The organism is Sphingomonas aracearum (assembly GCF_003345355.1).
GTDB classification, from domain to species: domain Bacteria; phylum Pseudomonadota; class Alphaproteobacteria; order Sphingomonadales; family Sphingomonadaceae; genus Sphingomonas; species Sphingomonas aracearum.
In genome coordinates, this window is record NZ_QQNB01000002.1 from 1,101,810 (window position 1) to 1,117,012 (window position 15,203).

The following is a 15,203-nucleotide window of genomic DNA, read 5'->3' on the forward strand; positions in this document are numbered from 1 at the left end:
TTCGACCAAAGGCCAGGGAGCCCTGCCGGAAAGCGGCTATATCCCGCAGCAGCAGCGGCCTGCCGGTCAGAGTGCCGCGAGCACCGCCTTTGCCGCCGCACGATCCCCGAACCGCGGATCCGCCATCGCCAACGCGATCTGCGCGCGCGCCGCCGCCTTGGCACCCGCATCGGCATAGGCCTGTGCCAGATGCCAGCGCAGCGCCGGCACCGGCGCGATCGCGACGGCCTTTTGCAATATCTCCGCCGCCGCGGCCGGCTTGCCCGCCCCGTAGAGTGCCCAGCCATAGGCATCCGCCGTGCCCGGGTTCATCGGCGCCAGATCGTTGGCGGCACGGGCGTAGCGCACCGCCACGGCATCGTCGCCATCGCCGCCATAGGCCGCCGCCAGCTCCGCCAGGAGCGTCGCATCGCGGTCGCCGATCCGCGCGCGCAGGCCTTCCAACCGCTCGATCGCTTCGCTCCACTGGCCCGCCGCGATCATCCAGTGCGCGGAAAGGCGCAGCGCGGCGATGCTTTGCGGATTTTGCGACAGGTACAGGGCCAGCGTGTTGGCCGCGCCTGCGCGGTCGCCCGCCCGGTCGCTGGCATCCACCAGCCGCAACATGATTGCCTCGTCAAAGCGCAAGTCCGCCGCGCGGCGATAGGCGCCCGCTGCTTCGGCGAAGCGACCGCCCGCGGCCAGCGTGTCGCCCAGCGCCGCCCAGGCCGCCGGTGCGCCCGGCATGCGCGCGGCGAGGCTCTTCGCGGCCGACACCGCCCCGGTGCGGTCGCCCTTGTCCACCAGCCCGCGCACATAGCCGAGCGCCGCCACCGGATCGCCGGGGCTTGCCGCCGCCACGCTTTGCAGCACGGGCAGGCTATCCTCCGCCCCGAACGGTGTCGAGCCGCCCGCCTGCGGCATGGCGGCGCGGTCCAGGAAGCGGGCGGCCCAGTCGCGCTCGCCCGTCCGCTCGAAGGCGCGCGCCACCAGGGTCAGCGTGTAGCTGTCGGCATCGGCGCGCAACGCCACCGGGCGCAGCACGTCCAGCGCGCCCCGCGCATCGCCCGAGCGCAGCAGCGCCGCGCCCAGCAGGCGCCGCGCCGTGACGTTCATCGGCTGGCGCCCGACCAGTTCGCGCCACTTGCCGATCGCCTGCTCGTAGCCGCCGGCCGCATAGTCCAGTGTGCCGCCGAGCAGCAGCGCGCCCGGCAACCCGTCGATCTGCCCCGCCGTGCGCGCCAGCAAGCCGCGCGCCAGCTCGTTCCTGCCGGCGCGCGCCGCCATCACCGCCTGGAGATAATAAGCCTGCGCGCTGCCCGGCCGTGCCGCCAGCGCCCGGCGGGTGGCGTCCAGCATGTCGGCATAGCGGCCGGCATCGCCCAGGGTCGCCGCATATTCGATCAGCGCCGGATGGTAAAAGGCATCGCGCTGCAGCACCGCCTCGAACCACGGCAGCGCGGCGACGAGGCCATATTGCGAGCGCACCAGTTCGCCGCGCAGCGTCTGCGCCTCCAGGTTGGCGGGATCGATCGCCACCGCCCGTGCCGCCGCGTCGCCCGCCGCGCGCACGTCGCCGGCCGAAAAGCGGACGCGGGCAAGATCGCCCCAGGCGAAGCTGTTGCGCGGATCAACCGCCAGCACCTGGCGCAGCGCGTCCTGCGCGTCGGCGACCTGCCCCTGCGCCGCCAGCGCCCGCGCGGCCACCCGCATCGCATAGGCGCCATATCGCGCCGGCGTCTTGCCCGCCTCCGCAATCGCCCGCGCGGGGTCGCCCTGCAGCAGCCAGGCATGGGCATAAAGCTGGTGTGCGCGGTTCGCATCGAAGCCGGCCGCCCGCGCGCGGTCCAGCTCGGCCTCCGCCCCCACCCCGTCGCCCAGCGCCAGAAAGGCGCGCGCGAGCACCGCGTGCGCCAGGCCCCAGTCGGGATCGGAGGCGATCGCCTGCTGCGCGTTGCGCCGCGCGGCGGACCAGTTGCCGTTCTTCAGCGTCACCAGGCTCCGCGCGACATACACGCGCGCCATGGCGGGGTCCTCGCCCGCCGGCAGCAGCCGCGCCACGCCCGCCGCCACCCCGCCGACCAGCGCGACACCGCACAGCGCCACCAGCAACTGGCGCATGCCTTTACGCATGCAGGTCGTAGCTTTTGAGGAGGTCGTAGAGGGTCGGCCGGCTCACGCCCAGCAGCTTGGCGGTATTGGAGATGTTGCCCTCGGCGCGCGCCAGCGCCTGGCGGATCGCGCGGCGATCGGCGGTTTCCCGCGCCGCCCGCAGGTTGAGCGGCAGGTCGTCGGCGGGCGCGGCGAGGTCGAGGTCGGCGGCGGTGACCAGCTTGCCCTCGGCCATGATCACCGCGCGTTTCATGCGGTTCTCCAGCTCGCGCACATTGCCCGGCCAGCTCCCCCCCTCGATCGCCGCGGCGGCATCGGGCGACAGGCCGGAAACGCCGGCGTTCATCGACTTGGCGTAGCGGCGCAGGAAATGGCGCGCGAGCAGCACCGCGTCGCCGGGCCGCTCGGCAAGCGAGGGAATGCGCACCACGATCTCGGCGAGGCGGTAATAGAGATCCTCGCGGAAGGTGCCGGCCGCGACCATCGCATCCACGTCCTGATGCGTGGCGCAGACGATGCGCGTGTCCACCGGGATCGCCTTGCGCCCGCCGATCCGCTCCACCACCCGCTCCTGCAGGAAGCGCAGCAGCTTGACCTGGAGCGGCAGCGGCACGTCGCCGATCTCGTCGAGGAACAAGGTGCCCCCTTCGGCCTGTTCGATCTTGCCGGGGGTGGTCTTCACCGCTCCGGTGAACGCGCCCTTTTCATGCCCGAACAGCTCGCTTTCGAGCAGCGTCTCGGGGATCGCGGCGCAGTTGATGGCGACGAACTGGCCCTTGCGGCCGGACGCCTCGTGCAGCCCGCGCGCAAGCAGCTCCTTGCCCGTGCCGGATGCGCCCAGCAGCATGACGGAGACGTCGGCCGAGGCGACCCGCTCGATCGTGCGCGTCACCTTCAGCATCTCGGGCGCGGCGGTGATCATGCCGCCCAGCACGCGACCGCCGCCGGCCGCCGCCAGCCGCCGGTTCTCCGCCTCCAGCCTGTGCACATGGAACGCGCGCGCGACCATCAGGCCCAGCGCGTCGATGTCGATGGGCTTGCTGTAATAATCCCAGGCGCCCGATGCGATCGCGCGCAAGGCGCTTTCGTGCGCGCCATGGCCGGTGGCCACGATCACCTTCAGGTCTGGCTTCAGCCGCAGCATCTCCTCCAGCGTGGCGAAGCCCTCGGACGTGCCGTCCGGATCGGGCGGCAGGCCAAGGTCCAGCGTCGCCACGGCGGGCTCCTCCGCCCGCAGCATGTCGATCGCGCTCGCCCGATCGCCGGCGACGACCACATGATAGCCGTCATAGGCCCAGCGCAACTGGCGCTGAAGTCCCAGATCGTCTTCCACGATCAGCAGCTTGGGCTTGGCGGTATCGGTCATGCGGCTCTCGACAGGGAAGCGGTGGCGGGCTCGGCGCCGGGTTGGGCGAGAGGCAGGGACAGGCGAAAGCGCGTGCCCTCCCCTTCGCGGCTGTCCACGGCGATGCTGCCGCCCATGGCGATCACCAGCTGCCGCGCCTCGAACGCGCCGATGCCGAAGCCGGCCGGCTTGGTGGACAGGAACGGCTTGAACAGCTTGTCGCGCACGAAGCCGAGCGACATGCCGCAACCGGCATCGATGACGTCGAGGGTCGCCCGCCCGTCGGCCACCCCCACCAGGATCGTCACCGGCTCCGCCGGGGCGGAAGCCTGAACCGCGTTCAGCGCCAGCTGCGCCACCGCCTGTTCCAGCCGCGCCGGATCGGCGAGCGCCGCGGCCGGCGTCTCCACCGTCACCACCACCGGGTGCGTCACGCGCAGGCGCGCCGCCACCCGCTCGGCCAGCGCCGACAGCTCCACCACAACCGGCGGCTCGGCGCGGGATCGATGGTGCTGCGACAGGCGGGCGAGCAGATCGTTCATCCGCCCGGCGGACTCCTGCAGGGTGGCGATCATGTCCGCGCGGAACTCGGGATTGTCGGCATGCCGCTCCGCATTGCGGGCGAGCAGGCTGAGCTGGCTGACCAGGTTCTTGATGTCGTGGAGGATGAAGGCGAAGCGACGGTTGAACTCGTCAAAGCGCTGCGCCTCGCCCAGCGCCTCCTGCGCGTTCGCCTCCGCCAGGTAGCTCGCCACCTGACGGCCCGCGAGACGGAGGAGATCCAGGTCCTCCCAGTCGAGCGCGCGCGGCACGGGCGGCCGGGCCAGCAGAATGGCGCCCTGCAACCGCTCGAAATGCATCAGCGGAACAAGCGCCCAGCCCTCCCCGTCCAGCATCCATTGCGGCACCGCCGCGGCCTCCGCCGGGCCGGAGGCGGCGGAGCGCAGACCGTCCATCTCCACGATGCGGCCGCTCGCCGCCAGCCAGTCGGCCAGCTCCCGTCCCGCGCCCGCCTCTGCCTGCACCGGCCAGTTCCAGCGTGCGGCGACGTGCATCCCCTGTTCGTGCGGCACCAGGAGCAGCCCGGCGGGCGAGTCGGTGAGGTCGGCCGTCGCCTGCACCACGCGCTCCGCCAGCGGCGCGGGATTGTCCGGCTTGCCCAGGGTATCGGTGAAGCGCAGCCACTCGGCGCGATAGTCGTAGCGGTGACGGAACAGGTGCTTGGCCAGCATCACCTTCGCCCAGGCGCGCAGCCACGGCGACGAAACCACCGTGATCAGCGCCGCGGTGCCGCCGAAGATGAGCGCGGTCTGCGCAACGCGTTGGTGCTCCTCCCCCACCACCAGCGTGATCGCCTGGCAGGCCAGCACCATCACCAGCAGGTAGAAGGCGGCCCCCGCCAGCGCGATCGACTGCCACGCCACCGCGCGCGACACCCGCAACGTCCAGTCGCCCCGGCGATGGATCGCCACCGCGAACAACGGCGCCAGCAGCACGGTCACCGCGCCGCGCACGGCGATCAACCCCAGCGGGTCGAAGGAGGCGAAATAGGCCAGCCCGTAGATCAGGAGATCGAGCGCCCACAGCGCGCCCAGTGCCCCCACGATCATGCGCAGCCCGCTGCGGGGCTCGCGCAGGCCGGCAAACAGCTGGTTGGCGAGCACCAGTCCCGCCGCCGCCGCCATCATGCGCAGGCCCATCCGGCTCGCGCGGAAGATCGCCGCGGCCTCTGGTGCGGGGAAGCTCGCCTCCGCCACCGCCACCGCCGTGCCGACGAGGATCGTCACGGCCAGCGCGCAATAGGCCAGCGCCAGCGCGCGCGGCGCGGTTCGCCGCGCCGGCGCGAACATGAAGGCGAGCCAGGCGAGGTTGCGCAGGCTCTCGAACACCCGCGCCGCCAGGTCCTGCGGCCCGATGCCGGCCACGGCCAGCGCCCACAAGGCGGTCGCCAGAAGCGCGGTCACCAGCGTTCGCCGCGGCAGCACCTCGCCCGCGTCGCGCGCCTGCGCCAGTGCCACCATGCAGAACAGCAAGGCGGCGAGCGCATGGCCCCACAGGATGACGGTATCCGTCATCGTCCGCTCAGCGTGCGCCCTCCGGCCACAGGACGACGCGAATCGTCTGCAACAGGATCAGCAGGTCGAGAAAGGGCGAATAGTTCTTCGCGTAATAAAGGTCGTATTCCAGCTTCTGCCGCGAATCGTCGATCGACGCGCCATAGGGATAGTTGATCTGCGCCCAGCCGGTAATGCCCGGCTTCACCATGTGGCGTTCGGCATAATAGGGCAGCTGCTGCTCCAGATCCTCCACGAATTGCGGGCGCTCGGGACGCGGCCCGACGAAGCTCATCTCGCCCTTCAGCACGCTCCAGCATTGCGGCAGCTCGTCGATGCGCAGCTTGCGGATGATCCGGCCGATGCGCGTGATGCGCGGATCGTCCTTTTCCGCCCACACCGCCTTGCCGCCGACTTCGGCGTCCTGCCGCATGGAGCGCAGCTTGATGCAGTCGAAGCCGACATTGTAGAGCCCGACGCGCCGCTGGCGGTAGAAGGCGGGACCGCGGCTTTCCAGCTTGATGGCAAGCGCGATCAGCAGGATCAGCGGCGACATGATCGTCAGCAGCAGCGCGCTGGCGGCGATGTCGAACAAGCGCTTGAACATGCTCGACAGGATGCGTCCGGACGAAAAGCCGTCGGAAAAGATCAGCCAGCTCGGGTTGACGCTCTGCAGGTCCACGCGCCCGGTCTCGCGCTCCAGAAACGAGCTGATCTCGTTGACGTGCACACCCGTGGTCTTGATGCGCAGCAGGTCCTTGAGCGGCAGGGCGTTGCGCCGCTCCTCCAGCGCCAGCACCACCTCGCTGGCGTTCAGCAGCACCACATGGTCCGCCAGGTTGTAGATCGCCTCGCGCTCGATCGCTTCCGGGATGATCCGCTTCGCCTCCGCCATGGCGACATAGCCGACCACCACGAAGCCGGCGCCCGGCCGCGCCGCCAGCGCCTTCAGCCGCGCCGCGCGGGCACCCGCGCCCAGCACCACCACCCGCCGCTTGAACACCTGGCCGCCCAGCGTCTTGCCGAGGAGAATGCGCAACGCCACCAGCAGCGCCGCGGCGAACGCCATCGAATACAGCAGGTTGGATCGCCAGAACGTCGCCTGCGGCAACAGGAAGAAGATCACCGACAGGAAGATCACGCCCAGCGAGATCGCCACCAGCAACCGCGCGGTGGCGTAGCGCAGCGACTGGAAGGACTGCGCGCCGTAAACGCCCACCGCCACCATTGCGGTTTCCAGCGACACGCCGAAGCTCAGCAATGGCACCACGCGGGTGTGGATTGGCTCCACCCCCATGGCGATCTGGTGCGCGCGCAGGACCCAGCCGGCTTCCGCCGCCGCCAGCAACAGCACGAAGTCCAGCAAGCCGAGCAGCAGCACGGCGTTGGGGACATAGTGTTTGAACACCCGGATCATGCGCTCGCCTCGGTCGGTCCCGTGTAAAGATTGCCGACAAGTTCGTCTTTGTCTGTCGCAGCAATTGACAAACGAAGCGTGAAGAGGCCTTGCACGGATCATCATAGCTCGACGATCGTTACGCCCCCGTAGCGCATTTCCGTGCGCGAAATCCCCAGGAGCCCGCATGTCGCCGCAGACCACGATCGTCCCTGTCATCCTTTCGGGCGGATCGGGCACGCGCCTGTGGCCGATGTCGCGTCCGGAAAAGCCCAAGCAGCTGCTGCCGCTCACCGCCGAGGCGACCATGCTGCAGCTCACCGCGCAGCGGGCGGTTGGCGAGCGCTTCGCCGCGCCGATCGTAGTCGCCAACGCGCGCCATGCCGAGGAGATCGAGGCGCAGCTCGCCGCGGTAGGCGCAGAGCCGCAGGCGCTGATCCTGGAGCCCGCCGGCCGCAACACCGCGCCGGCGATCGCGCTTGCCGCGCTGGCCGCCGATCCTGCCGCCCCGCTTCTCGTCATGCCGTCCGACCATGTCATCGCGGACGTGCCCGCCTTTCTGGCCGCGGTCGACGCTGCCCTGCCGCTGGTGGCCGAGGGCTGGCTCGTCACCTTCGGCATCTCCCCCGATGCGCCGGAGACCGGCTATGGCTGGATCCAGGTCGGCGAGGAGATCGCCGCGCGTGTGCACCGCGTGGCCCGGTTCGTGGAGAAGCCGCCGCGCGACAAGGCCGAGGCCATGCTGGCGGCGGGCGACCATGCGTGGAACGGCGGCATCTTCCTGTTCCGCGCAGATGCGTTCCTTGCTGCGCTGGAGACGCATTGCCCGCAGATGCTGGCCGCGGTCACCGAGGCGATGGACAAGGCCGGCCACGACGGCACCCGCCTGCTGCCCGATGCCGAGGCCTTTGCCCGCTCGCCGGACGATTCGATCGACTATGCCGTGATGGAAAAGGCCGACCGCGTCGCGGTGGTGCCCGTCGCCATGGGCTGGAGCGATGTGGGCAGCTGGGACGCGCTGCACGCCATTTCCGATACCGATGGCGTGGGCAACGCGCACCAGGGCGAGGTGCTGGCGATCGACACCGCCAACTGCCTGGTGCGCACCGATGGCGCGCGGATCGCGCTGGTCGGCGTGGAGGACCTGATCGTGGTGGCGAGCGGCGATGACATCCTCGTCCTGCCGCGCGGCCGCAGCCAAGAGGTCAAGAAGCTGATCGAGGCGATGAAGAACAGGTAGGCGGCGATGCCGGGCGGGCGGGCGCGATCAGCGTCACCCCGTCCAGCACCAGCGCGCGGGCACGCAGCGGCGCGGGCACCGGCTCGCCCGGATAGAGGAGCACCAGCCGCTCCGCCGGCACTTCTCCGCGCAGGAACGCCCGCCGCTCCGCCGTCAGCCGCGCCTGTGCCTTTCGCGGCACCCGCGAGACATACATGAAGCGCATCGGCCGGCACGCCAGCATCGCCCGCCAGCCGACCTCCTCCAGCAATTGCACATCGAGAAAAGGCTCCGGAGGCTGCACGTCCACCGCGTCCGCGGCCGCGATCACCGCGGCCCAGCGCGGGTCGCGGGTGCGGACGAAGGTGGCGCCCCCGGCCGACGCCCGTGCCGTGCTTGCCCGCAGGCCTGCCATCATCGGCACCATGTCCGCCACCTGCAGCACCAGAGCCGCCGCCAGCACCAGCCCCGCCTTTCGCCAGCGCAGCACCGCCACCAGCGCAGCATAGACGAGCGCGTAGGCCGCCGGCCAGAACAGCCGCCCGGACGCGCGCACCAGGTCCAGCGTGTCGATCACGACCTGCGGCGGTCGCGCATGGAGCAGCCGGTGGCTGCCCAGGATCACCACGTCGCTCACCGCCACCGCCGTCAGCACCGCCAGCGCCGGCACCAGCCAGACCATGCCGTCGCGCGCCGGACCGCGGCGCACGCCGGCCAGCGCCGCCGCCAGCAGCAGGAGCAGCCCGGCGCCAAGATACTGGAAACCTTCAAAGCCCTGATTGTCGTTGTATCGCGATGCCGGCAGGAACACGCTGTTCGCCGGTGCGCCGGGGTTCCACAACGCGTCCAGCGCCATCGGGAAGCCGCCATAGGTGCCCGTCGACACCAGCGGTTCGGTCAGCCCGTGCCAGCCGATCAGCCATGCGCCGATCCCGCTCGCCGCCGCCACGCAGGCGAACGCGCCGCGCCGGTCCGGCCCCAGCACGCCCTCGCGCAGCACCGCACTGCCCCACAGCGCCAGCACCATCAGCAGCAGATAGTTGTGGATCAGCCCGGCGATCGCGATCAGCAACAGCCACTGCCCCCAGCAACGCGCCCGCGCGCGGTCCACGAACAGCCACAATCCCCACAGCAGCAGCCAGTGCGCGGCCAGATTGGGATGCTGCAATCGGCCGAAGAAGCTCGGCAGCAGCGAGAGCAGCGCCGTTCCCGCCAGCGCCGTGCCGAAGGTCGGCGCACGCTCGCGCATCAGGATCCAGGCGAACCCGACCTGCAGCAGCACATCGGCCAGCATCATCCAGCCGACGAACTGCACCGAAGCCGGCAACCACGCACGCACCGGCCATAACAAGAGGCCGAGCAGCGGGTTGCTGTCCATCATCAGCAGGTGGATGCCGTTCGGCGCCAGGATCAGCGGCGTCCACAGCCCCGGCCAGGTGCCGGCGCGCAGATAGGCCGCGAGCCCCAGCGCATTCTGCCCCCAATCGCGCCCGTTCAGCGTCCAGCCCACGTTGCGCGGGTCGAGCACCTGCGGATGCACCCACCAGCCGAACAGGGCGGCGGCGAGCAGTAGCAGGGTCAGGGGAACACGAAGGCAGCGCATGGCACTGCCCTGCCGCAGGCGCCGCCAAGATAGGGTTAACGCCGGGTCGGTGTGTCACCGCCCCGGCGGCAACACCGGCTCAGACCCGCCCCGTCCACCACCACAAGGCGGCCAGGCTGGCGACGGCGATCAGCGCCTGCCACGGCCGCAGGCGCGCGAAATGCAGCGGCACGTTGCCCCGTTTCGCCCCGACATGGTCGAGCAGCCCGACCAGCGCATAGCCGCCCGTCAGCACCGCCAGCGCGCTGCGCGGCGCGATGAGCAGCGCCGTTCCCGCCAGCACGAAATAGATCAGCATGACGGTGATCTCGGCGAAGGTCGACGCCCGCTCGCTGCCGAAGCCGAAGCCGCGGCGCACGCCGGCGATGAAGGCAAGCACCAGCGCCCCCCAGACGATCGCCAGGTTCACGGCATAAAGCGGCCAGGGCGGCGGCAGCAGCCAGACGCCCAAGGCCGCGGCCGCGAGCGGCAGCATCGGGCCGAAGCCGAACACGAGGGAAAGCGTCGGGATGGAGGCGCGCTGCGCTTGCGGATCGGTCATGGAGTTGACGAACGAAAGGGCCGGCGGATCGCTCCACCGGCCCTTCGCCGAACTTGAGGCCGGCAGCGGCCAAGCCGCTGCTGGACGTCAGGCACGATCGGTGGCCTGGCCGCCGACGTGCTGGCCGTTCTGATTTTCTGTCCGGGGCAGCTTTCGCTGCCCCGGTCAAAAATCAGAAGTCCATGCCGCCCATGCCGCCCATGCCGCCGCCCGGCATCGCCGGGGCGGGCTTGTCTTCCGGCAGCTCGGACACGGCGGCTTCCGTCGTGATGAGCAGGCCGGCGACCGAGGCCGCGTTCTGGAGCGCGGTGCGCACCACCTTGGTCGGGTCGATCACGCCGGCCTGGACCAGGTTCTCGTAGGTGTCGGTTGCGGCGTTGAAGCCGAGCGACGTGTCGTTGCCGTCGAGCAGCTTGCCCGAGACCACGGCGCCGTCATGGCCGGCATTCTGCGCGATCTGGCGGACCAGCGAGGTCAGCGACTTGCGGACGATGTCGATGCCGCGGGTCTGGTCGTCGTTGATGCCTTCCAGGCCCTCGATCGACTTGGTCGCGTACAGCAGCGCGGTGCCGCCGCCCGGGACGATGCCCTCTTCCACCGCGGCGCGGGTCGCGTGGAGAGCGTCGTCGACGCGGTCCTTGCGCTCCTTCACCTCGACCTCGGACGCACCGCCGACCTTGATGACGGCCACGCCGCCGGCCAGCTTGGCGAGGCGCTCCTGGAGCTTCTCGCGGTCATAGTCGCTGGTGGTGTTCTCGATCTGCTGACGGATCGCATCGGTGCGGCCCTTGATCGCATCGGCTTCACCGGCGCCGTCGACCAGCGTGGTGTTGTCCTTGTCGATCGTCACGCGCTTGGCGGTGCCCAGCATGCCCAGCGTCACGCTCTCGAGCTTGATGCCGAGATCCTCGGAGATCACCTCGCCCTTGGTCAGGATCGCGATGTCCTCCAGCATCGCCTTGCGGCGATCGCCGAAGCCCGGCGCCTTGACGGCCGCGACCTTCAGGCCACCGCGCAGCTTGTTCACCACGAGCGTGGCCAGCGCCTCGCCCTCGATGTCCTCGGCGATGATGAGCAGCGGACGGCCCGACTGGACGACGGCTTCCAGGATCGGGAGCATCGCCTGCAGGTTCGACAGCTTCTTCTCGTGGATCAGGATGTACGGATCGTTCAGCTCGACCGTCATCTTCTCCGGGTTGGTGATGAAGTACGGCGACAGGTAGCCGCGGTCGAACTGCATGCCCTCGACGACGTCCAGCTCGAACTCGAGGCCCTTAGCCTCCTCGACGGTGATGACGCCTTCCTTGCCGACCTTCTCCATGGCCTCGGCGATCTTCTCGCCGACTTCACGGTCGCCATTGGCCGAGATGATGCCGACCTGCGCCACTTCCTGCGAGCCGGACACCGGCTTGGAACGGGCCTTCAGGTCCTCGGTCACCTTGACGACGGCCAGATCGATGCCGCGCTTCAGGTCCATCGGGTTCATGCCGGCCGCAACCGACTTCATGCCCTCGCGCACGATCGCCTGCGCCAGAACGGTCGCGGTCGTCGTGCCGTCGCCGGCCACGTCGTTGGTCTTGGAGGCCACTTCGCGCACCATCTGCGCGCCCATGTTCTCGAACTTGTCCTTGAGCTCGATTTCCTTGGCGACGCTCACACCGTCCTTGGTGATGCGCGGCGCGCCGAAGCTCTTGTCGATCACGACGTTGCGGCCCTTCGGCCCCAGCGTGACCTTCACGGCGTCGGCGAGGATGTCCACGCCGCGCAGGATACGCTCGCGTGCGTCACGCGAGAACTTCACGTCCTTGGCTGCCATGTTGGCTACCTTTCCTTGAGTGCGTCACCCCGGCGACACGCCGGAGCTGCTGTAATGGAAAAACCCCGGCCGGCGGCCGGGACGACGAAATCAGGCGGCGATGATGCCCAGGATGTCGCTCTCCTTCATGATGAGGAGATCCTCGCCGTTCACCTTCACCTCGGTGCCGGACCACTTGCCGAACAGGATGCGGTCACCGGCCTTCACGTCCAGCGGGCTCACCTTGCCGTCCTCGCTCTTGGCGCCGGCGCCGGCGGCGACGACCTCGCCCTCCTGCGGCTTTTCCTTGGCGGTATCGGGGATGATGATCCCACCCGCGGTCTTCTCTTCTGCCTCGACACGGCGGACGAGAACGCGGTCGTGCAACGGACGAAAGTTCATTGCTTAGCCCTTTTCGCTCTTGGTTCGAATGGTTGTTGGCACTCGCACGGCGCGAGTGCCAGCGGCGGCCATATGTGCCCCGACTCCGATGTCGTCAATGGCTGCTAGGCCGATGCGCCGGAGAAATCTCCATCAAAGCGACAGGCCGGCCCGTGCTTGCCGCAGGAACCCTCCTCCAGCGCCGTGTTACCCGGCCAATACAGGACGTTGCGTGCGAACCGGCCATGCTCTAGCGGGGAAGCATGAACTTCTCATCCCTGGGGGCGGCACGATGAAACTGGTTCGGGGCGCCTGGAAGCTGCTGGTCGGCATCAAGGACCTGCTGGTGCTGGCGGCGATGCTGCTGTTCTTCGGCCTCTTGTTCGCCGCCCTGTCGCGGCCGAGCGCGGCGACGATCCGCAACGGCGCGCTGCTCCTGAAGCTGGACGGGCGGATCGTCGAGCAGCCGACCGAGACCGCGCCGTTTGCGGCGCTCTCCGGCCGCGGCGAGGTTCGCGAGGTCCGCCTGCGCGATCTGCTGCGCGTGCTGGACAAGGCGCGCTCCGACGATCGGGTGAAGGCGGTGGTGCTCGATCTCAGCTCCTTCGGCAGCGGCTATCCGGCCGCGCTGAACGAGGTGGCGGAGGCGATCGGCCGGGTGCGCAAGTCCGGCAAGCCGGTGCTCAGCTACGCCGCGGCCTATACCGATGGCGGCTATCGCCTGGCCGCCAATGCCTCGGAAATCTGGGAAAGCCCGATCGGCGGCACCATCTTCATGGGGCCGGGCGGGAGCCAGCTCTACTACAAGGGGCTGATCGACAAGCTCGGCGTCAACGCGCACGTCTACCGCGTCGGCAAGTACAAGTCCTTCGTGGAGCCCTACACCCGCGCCGACGCATCCCCGGAGGCGAAGGAAGACCTGTCGCACCTCTACGGCGTGCTGCTCGATCACTGGCGTCAGGCCGTAACGGCCGCGCGTCCCAAGGCGCAGGTGGCGCAACTGCTCGCCCAGCCGGCGCAGGTGGTCACCGCCGCCGCCGGCGACCTTGCCCGGTCCAACCTGCAAATGGGCATCGTCGACAAGCTCGGCGACCGCCTCGCCTTTGACCGGCGGGTGGCGGAAATCGCCGGCACCGATCCGAAAAAGCCGGCGGGCGGCTTCAACACCATCGCGTTCGATGCCTATGTCGATGCCAACCCGGCGCCCAGCGCGGGCGATGCGGTGGGCGTGCTCACCATTGCCGGCGACATCGTCGATGGCCGCGCCCCGGCCGGCACGGCCGGCGGCGACACGATCGCCAAGGCGCTGCTGGACGGGCTGGCGAAGAAGAAGCTGAAGGCGCTGGTGGTACGCGTCGATTCGCCCGGCGGTTCGGTGCCCGCGTCCGAGACGATCCGCTCCGCCATCCTCGAGGCCAAGCGCCAGAATCTGCCGATCGTCGTGTCCATGGGCGGCATCGCCGCATCCGGCGGATATTGGGTGTCGACCCCCGCCGACCTGATCTTCGCCGAGCCGACCACCGTGACCGGCTCGATCGGCATTTTCGGCGTGATCCCCACGTTCGAGAATGCCCTGCGCAAGATCGGCGTGACGAGCGACGGCGTGCGCACCACGCCGCTGTCGGGCCAGCCCGACCTCTATGGCGGCACCACGCCGGAAACCGATGCGATCCTCCAGGCTTCGATCGAGAACGGCTACCGCCAGTTCCTCGGCCATGTGTCGCAGGCGCGGCGCATGCCCGTCGCCCGCGTCAACGAGATCGCGCAGGGCCGTGTGTGGGACGGCGGCACCGCGCGGCAGATCGGCCTGGTTGATCGCTTCGGCACGCTGGACGATGCCATTGCCGAAGCCGCCAGGCGCGCCCGGCTGACCAGCTGGCACGCGGAATATCTGGAAAAGCAGCCGGGCTGGCTGGCGCAGCTCGCCCGGACGTTCAGCAGTTCGGACGAGGAGGAAGGCGAGGCGAGCGCCGCGGGCGGCGACCTGTTCGGGCGCCTGGCCGCCGATCGCCGGGCGCTGCTCGCGCGCGCGCTGGGCGATGCGCGCCGGCTGGCCACGGGCGCGCCGATCCAGGCACGTTGCCTCGCATGCGAAGGCATCGGCGGCGCTCCGCAGCCAGGGGCGGAGGACCGCACCCTCCTGCACCTGCTGCTCGCCCGGCTTTCCTGGTGATCCTGCGCCCTGCGCGGGCGGAGGATGCCGGCCAGATCGCCGCCATCTACGCGCCGCATGTGCTCACCGGCACCGTGACGTTCGAGATCGAGGTGCCGGACGCGGCCGAGATCCGGGCGCGCATGGAGTCGTCCGCGGGCCTCTACCCCTGGATCGTCGCGGCTGAGGCGGGCGCCGAGGCCACGGTGCTCGGTTACGCCTATGCCTTTCGCTTCCGCGAGCGCGCCGCCTACGGCTGGGTGGTGGAAACCTCGATCTACGTCTCTGCAGCCGCCCAGGGGCGCGGAACCGGCCGTCTCCTGTACCAGGCGCTGGTCGACACGCTGCGGGCGCAGGGCTTTGCCCAGGCGATCGGCGTCATCGCCCTGCCCAACGACGCGTCCGTCAGGCTTCACGAGCAGGTCGGCTTCCGCCATGCCGGCTTTCTTCGCGAGGTGGGCTACAAGCACGGCCGGTGGACCGATGTCGGTTACTGGCAATGCGAACTGGCCGAGCGGACGGTGCCCGCGCCGCCGCCCCGCCGCTTCGCCGACACCGGCATAAGGCGAGGCTGAAGCGCCGACCTGAGGGCGGCGTTTACCAAAGCTTTGCATCCATCGCTCTAA

The 15,203-nt window shown here is 70.0% G+C and carries 11 protein-coding genes; 3 read left to right on the plus strand and 8 right to left on the minus strand.

Translation table 11 applies throughout. The features are described from left to right. Positions 1 to 66: 66 nt before the first annotated feature. Genes DVW87_RS12520 through DVW87_RS12535 form a run of 4 tightly spaced genes read right to left on the minus strand, consistent with a single transcriptional unit; the run spans position 67 to position 6,907 of the window. Complete coding sequence (locus DVW87_RS12520; RefSeq protein WP_114688066.1) at positions 67 to 2,100, minus strand: tetratricopeptide repeat protein; 2,034 nt, start codon at positions 2,098 to 2,100, stop codon at positions 67 to 69. Positions 2,101 to 2,104: 4 nt separating this feature from the next. Continuing rightward, the gene (gene prsR / locus DVW87_RS12525) at positions 2,105 to 3,457 is read right to left on the minus strand and encodes a PEP-CTERM-box response regulator transcription factor (RefSeq protein ID WP_114688067.1); all 1,353 of its coding nucleotides are present in this window, start codon (positions 3,455 to 3,457) and stop codon (positions 2,105 to 2,107) included. Further along, the gene (gene prsK, locus DVW87_RS12530) at positions 3,454 to 5,511 is read right to left on the minus strand and encodes an XrtA/PEP-CTERM system histidine kinase PrsK (RefSeq protein ID WP_114688068.1); all 2,058 of its coding nucleotides are present in this window, start codon (positions 5,509 to 5,511) and stop codon (positions 3,454 to 3,456) included. Before prsK ends, prsR begins: the two co-directional genes overlap by 4 nt. Before the next feature lie 7 nt (positions 5,512 to 5,518). Continuing rightward, complete coding sequence (locus DVW87_RS12535; protein ID WP_114688069.1) at positions 5,519 to 6,907, minus strand: TIGR03013 family XrtA/PEP-CTERM system glycosyltransferase; 1,389 nt, start codon at positions 6,905 to 6,907, stop codon at positions 5,519 to 5,521. Positions 6,908 to 7,073: 166 nt separating this feature from the next. On the opposite strand from DVW87_RS12535, the gene DVW87_RS12540 reads away from it, so the two are divergent. Next, complete coding sequence (locus DVW87_RS12540; protein WP_114688070.1) at positions 7,074 to 8,126, plus strand: mannose-1-phosphate guanylyltransferase/mannose-6-phosphate isomerase; 1,053 nt, start codon at positions 7,074 to 7,076, stop codon at positions 8,124 to 8,126. On the opposite strand, the gene DVW87_RS12545 is transcribed toward DVW87_RS12540, so the two are convergent. The 4 genes from DVW87_RS12545 to groES all read right to left on the minus strand — a co-directional run bounded on the left by DVW87_RS12545 (position 8,092) and on the right by groES (position 12,446). Beyond that, positions 8,092 to 9,708, minus strand: a complete 1,617-nt coding sequence (locus DVW87_RS12545) for a DUF6311 domain-containing protein (RefSeq protein WP_114688071.1) — start codon at positions 9,706 to 9,708, stop codon at positions 8,092 to 8,094. The genes DVW87_RS12540 and DVW87_RS12545 overlap by 35 nt on opposite strands. Before the next feature lie 79 nt (positions 9,709 to 9,787). Beyond that, positions 9,788 to 10,249: a DUF3429 domain-containing protein gene (locus DVW87_RS12550; protein WP_114688072.1), complete on the minus strand. Its 462-nt coding sequence runs from the start codon at positions 10,247 to 10,249 to the stop codon at positions 9,788 to 9,790. A gap of 172 nt (positions 10,250 to 10,421) precedes the next feature. Continuing rightward, on the minus strand, positions 10,422 to 12,065 hold the full coding sequence (groL, locus tag DVW87_RS12555) for a chaperonin GroEL (protein ID WP_114688073.1): 1,644 nt from the start codon (positions 12,063 to 12,065) through the stop codon (positions 10,422 to 10,424). A 90-nt stretch (positions 12,066 to 12,155) separates the two neighbouring features. Then, the gene (groES, locus tag DVW87_RS12560; protein ID WP_114688074.1) at positions 12,156 to 12,446 is read right to left on the minus strand and encodes a co-chaperone GroES; all 291 of its coding nucleotides are present in this window, start codon (positions 12,444 to 12,446) and stop codon (positions 12,156 to 12,158) included. Positions 12,447 to 12,717: 271 nt separating this feature from the next. On the opposite strand from groES, the gene sppA reads away from it, so the two are divergent. After that, positions 12,718 to 14,598 carry a signal peptide peptidase SppA gene (gene sppA / locus DVW87_RS12565; protein ID WP_114688075.1) on the plus strand — a complete coding sequence of 627 codons (1,881 nt, stop codon included), beginning with the start codon at positions 12,718 to 12,720 and terminating at the stop codon, positions 14,596 to 14,598. Continuing rightward, positions 14,595 to 15,152, plus strand: a complete 558-nt coding sequence (locus DVW87_RS12570; RefSeq protein WP_420822339.1) for a GNAT family N-acetyltransferase — start codon at positions 14,595 to 14,597, stop codon at positions 15,150 to 15,152. The genes sppA and DVW87_RS12570 overlap by 4 nt, the downstream gene beginning before the upstream one ends. The last annotated feature ends 51 nt before the right edge of the window (positions 15,153 to 15,203 follow it).